The 4,420-nt window shown below is 65.1% G+C and carries 4 protein-coding genes; all 4 read left to right on the forward strand.

From position 1 onward, the window contains the following. The first annotated feature begins 191 nt into the window (after positions 1–191). The 4 genes from ACMZ6R_RS20085 (at position 192) to ACMZ6R_RS20100 (ending at position 4,163) form a co-directional block, all read left to right on the forward strand. Positions 192–1,406, forward strand: a complete 1,215-nt coding sequence (locus ACMZ6R_RS20085) for a radical SAM protein (protein ID WP_416114729.1) — start codon at positions 192–194, stop codon at positions 1,404–1,406. Continuing rightward, a complete protein-coding gene (locus ACMZ6R_RS20090) occupies positions 1,406–2,500 on the forward strand; it encodes a glycosyltransferase (RefSeq protein ID WP_416114730.1) in 1,095 nt (364 codons plus the stop codon). Before ACMZ6R_RS20085 ends, ACMZ6R_RS20090 begins: the two co-directional genes overlap by 1 nt. A gap of 63 nt (positions 2,501–2,563) precedes the next feature. After that, positions 2,564–2,983, forward strand: coding sequence for a hypothetical protein (locus tag ACMZ6R_RS20095; protein ID WP_416114731.1), 420 nt, complete (start codon positions 2,564–2,566; stop codon positions 2,981–2,983). A gap of 22 nt (positions 2,984–3,005) precedes the next feature. Beyond that, complete coding sequence (locus ACMZ6R_RS20100) at positions 3,006–4,163, forward strand: glycosyltransferase (RefSeq protein WP_416114732.1); 1,158 nt, start codon at positions 3,006–3,008, stop codon at positions 4,161–4,163. Positions 4,164–4,420: the final 257 nt, after the last annotated feature.

Genomic DNA, 4,420 nt, shown 5'->3' on the forward strand with positions numbered 1-4,420 from the left:
CCTTTCCAAAGACTCTTCCCGATAACAGCCCGTCACCGTTAAAAGTTTTTGGGAGGGGAGAGCGCGAGAGGGGGACCCTTTTTTCAAAAAGGGTCCCCCTCTCGCATCTCCTTTGCCTTCCTCCCCCGAGGGTTGAACCGGACGCCTTTTCAGCGTAAGCGGACATTCGCCGTCACGGCATTGGAGGCTTCATGAGCAAACGCAGCAGCGTCGCGCTTGACACCATCATCAAACAGGCCCTCAAGGTCGGCCGCTATCCCTGGATGGCCGGTCGTCTGGCGGCCGTGGAAAAAGAGAAAATTTTCTTTTCGGCGCTCAATCCCCACGCCGAAACCGGCCATGCCCGCAGCATCCGGCAGCTTTCCATCCGGATCACCGACATGTGCAACCTGCGCTGCCATACCTGCGGGCAGTGGGGCGACCACGGTTTTCTGCACGGGCAGAACCTCAAGGAGCTCAAAAAGCAGGAAGTCACGCCCGAGCGCTATCTGGCGCTGCTGGAGGACCTGGCCAGAAACGGCCACCATCCCTCGGTCTACCTCTGGGGCGGTGAGCCGACCATGTACAAGGGATGGCTGGAGATCGTGGAACGGGCCACGGAACTGAAGATGCCCACCTCCATCGTCACCAACGCCACCAAGCTCGTGCCCGCCGCCGACCGGCTGGCCGCGGCCCCGCTTTTCCTGCTCCAGGTCTCCATAGACGGGCACGACGCCGAGACTCACAACGCCGCCCGTCCTGCGGCCGGGGGCGGCGACAACTACAAGGTCATTCAGGAAGCCTTGGCCGCCGTCAAGGAAGCCAAGAAGGCCCACAAGACCAAGCTGCCCCTGGTGGCCGCGCTTTGCACCATATCGAGCGCCAACGTGCATCACCTGGTCGACATTTACGAGGCCTACAAGGACCGGGTCGACCTCTTTGTCTATTATCTGTCCTGGTGGATCGACGAGAAAAGCGCCAAGGCCCATGACGAGGATTTCGCCCGCCGTTTCGGGTTCACGCCCAAGCTGCATTGGGGTTGGGTCGGCGATTGGACCATCAAGGACTACGAAACGCTCAACAAGCAGCTCCTCGAGGTCAAGCGCCGTTCCAAGGGACTCAAGAATCCCGCCGTCAACATCATCCCCAACATCACGGGCCTGGACAACCTCAGGGAATATTACAGCAACCACGAGTCCACCTTCGGCTACAACCAGTGCATCTCCATCTACCAGGCGGTGGAGCTCGATTCCAACGGCGACATGTCTCCCTGCCGCGACTACCACGACTACATCGTCGGCAACGTGCGCGAGCACACCATCACCGAGTTGTGGAACAGCGAGGCCTACCGCCGCTTCCGGGCCAGCCTGCACACCGAGGGCCTCATGCCGTCGTGCACGCGCTGCTGCGGGCTGATGGGGTATTGATGGCCGAGCCGTTGCATCCGGCGCGCATCGTCTTCCTGCTGCAGGACCTCTTTTTCGGCGGCACCCAGCGGCAGGCTTTGGAGTTGGCCGCGCGCCTCGATCGCGACCGTTTCGCCCCGGAGTTCTGGATGCTGGCCGCCGGCCGGGACTTCGCGCCCCAGGCCGCCCGGGCCGGCATTCCGCTGATCTGGCTTTCCGCCTCGCCCAAGGTGACGGCCGCTTCGCTTCGCGCGTTGTGGAAAAAGCTCAAGACCGACCGTCCCGACGTGCTGGTGCCGCTGACCGCCGTGCCCAACATCTGGGGCCGGGTGTTCGGCCGCCTGCAACGGCTTCCCGCCGTGGTCGGCACCTGCCGGGGCGGCGGCGCCATCAAGCGCCAGCACGAGCGCTGGCTTAAAAATTGCGTCGCCCACCACATCGTCAACGCCGCGCCGCTGAAAGACGCGCTCGTCCGCCTGGGCCGGCCCGAGGCCAAGGTCGCCTGCATCCCCAACGGGGTGGACACGGAGTATTTCGTCCCGCCGCCCGAGGATTTGCGCCCGGTGCGCGAGGTGGTGCTGTGTCCGGCGCGCTACTGCGAGGACAAGGACCACGAAACGCTGCTTACGGCCTTCGAACGCACGGTGGCCGAGCGGCCAAGGGCCGAGTTGTGGCTGGTCGGCGACGGGCCGCTTCGCACCCGGGTGCGCACCCTTGCCACCCGCAGCCCGGTGCGCGGGGCCATCCGCACCTATCCCGCCGCGCCCGACCCCAGGCCGTTTTTCCAACAGGCTTCGGTGGTCGTGCTCTCCTCGGTGCGCGAGGGCTTGCCAAACGTGCTCCTGGAGGCCATGAGCATGGGCATACCTGTCGCGGCCACGGCGGTCGGCGGTATCCCGGACGCGGTCGAGCCCGAACGCACCGGGCTGCTCTGTCCGCCGCGCAATCCCGAGGCGCTCGGCGCGAACATGGCCCGGCTGCTCGCCGATGAGGACCTGCGCCGCCAGTATGGGGAAAATGCCAGGGCGCGGGTGCTGGAACAATTCTCCATGGAAACGATGGTCCGCCGCCACGAAGCCGTGTTCACGCAGGTGTTGGCGCATAGGGCCGGGTAAAGCCCTCTCCCTGGACTTTCCCGATGGGGCCAGGGGCTATGCTGGCCGCCGGAGGCATCCCATATGAAGACTTTTGCCCTGTCGTTGCTGCTTCTCGCCGCGCTGTGCGGCACGGCCATGGCCCGGGAGGCGGACGTGGCCGGCCTGTGGCGCGGCAGTCTCTACGGCTCGGATTTGCAGGCCCGCGTGGAGCAGGACGGGCACCACGTCAAGGCCGAGGTGGTGGTCCACGCCATGACCGGCGAAACCAATGTCTACCATGTGGTGGGCGCGATTTTTAACGGCCATATGTACATGGTCCACGGCAGCGGGCACGTGTTCGAGGGCGACGCCAAGGGCAACGCCATTTGCGGCGTGCTGACCACCAAAGGCGGCAGCAAGCTTAAGCTCGATGCGACCCGCGTGCCACTGAAAACCGGCGGCAGGGCGCCCGGTTCTTCCGCTTCCGGGCTCGCGGCCCAAACGCCGCACCGGCCGGGATGACGCGTATTTTCCAGGAGGCTTCGTGACGGCGTTTGCGTTTACGGTCATGGCCGTGCAGCTTGTCGTGCTGACGGCCCTCTACCTGCTTGGCCGCCGGCATGTGCGCGGCGGCGACGGCCCCGAACCCATGCCCGAAACCTGTCCCCGGCTGGCGGTCATCGTGCCGGTCACCGGCGACCATCCGGGCATGCGCGAGGCCGTCGCCTCGCTGCTGGACCAGGATTACCCCGATTTCACGGCGGTTTTCGTCACGGCCTCGGCCGATGATCCGGCCGCGGCCCTGGTGGCCGGTGTGGCCGGGGCCGATCCGCGCGTGCTTATGGTCGTGGCCGGGCCGGCCACCCGTTGCGGCCAGAAAAACCACAATATCCTGGCCGGCATCCGGGCGGCGGCAACAGCCGAGCTTTTCGTTTTCTGCGATTCGAGCCATGTGGCCGACCGCCATTTTTTCACCAATCTGGCCGCGCCGATCATCCGGGGCGACGCGCCCATGACCAGCGGCTTCCACAAGATCGTGCCCGGAGACGGCAAAACCGCCACCATCGGCATGGCCAACACCTGCATGGCCCTGCACCTGCTCCAGCCCATCCGGGCCATCACCCAGCCCTGGGGCGGGGCCATGGCCATCTCGCGCCAGGCCTTCGACCGGTTCGGCCTGGTCGAGTTGTGGGGCAGGAACATCGTGGACGATTTTTCCATGGGGCCGCATCTGCACCGCTTCGGCGTGGCTGCCTGGCCCGTGGCCGCCGCCTGCCTGGAGACGCCCATGGCCGGGGTGCCGCTTTCGCATTGGGACGACTGGCTCACGCGCCAGCTCCTTTACCTCAAGTTCTGTATCCCCCCGGGCTGGCTGGTGTCGATCCTGGCGGTCTTCGTGCTGTCCGCGCCGCCTGTGTTCGCGGCGCTCCTTCTCCTCGGCTGGTGCTTCGGCTGGACCAGCCCACTGGTTGGCTGGGGCACGCTGGTCTACGTCGCCGATTTTCTCGGGCTGGGGCTGGCCTATCGCGGCCTGTGCCCGCGCCCGATTGGCATCCTCCCTTGGCTGCGGGGTTATGTGGCCACGTTCTTGATGCTGGCGTGGTGCTTTGGCCGCACCTTCGTCACCGGCTCCATGTCCTGGCGCGGCATCACCTACAAGGTCGGCTGGGGCGGCGTGGTCAAGGAAATCCGCCGCGGGTAGATAAAGAGACGGGGGAAACTTTTCTGTAGAAAAGTTTCCCCCGAGCCCCCTTCAAAAGACTTTTAACGATAACAGCCTGTCACCGTTAGAAGTTTTTGGGAGGGGAGAGCGCGAGAGGGGAACCCTTTTCCCAAAAAGGGTTCCCCTCTCGCACTTCCTTCCAACTTTTTTTCGAAGTTGTCCCTAGCCCGGCAGGGCGGTCTGGTTCTTCCGGTCGCTTTGGGCTTCCAGGGAACGGATGAGGTCCTGGAGGACCA

The organism is Solidesulfovibrio sp. C21, assembly GCF_047785625.1.
GTDB lineage: Bacteria > Desulfobacterota > Desulfovibrionia > Desulfovibrionales > Desulfovibrionaceae > Solidesulfovibrio.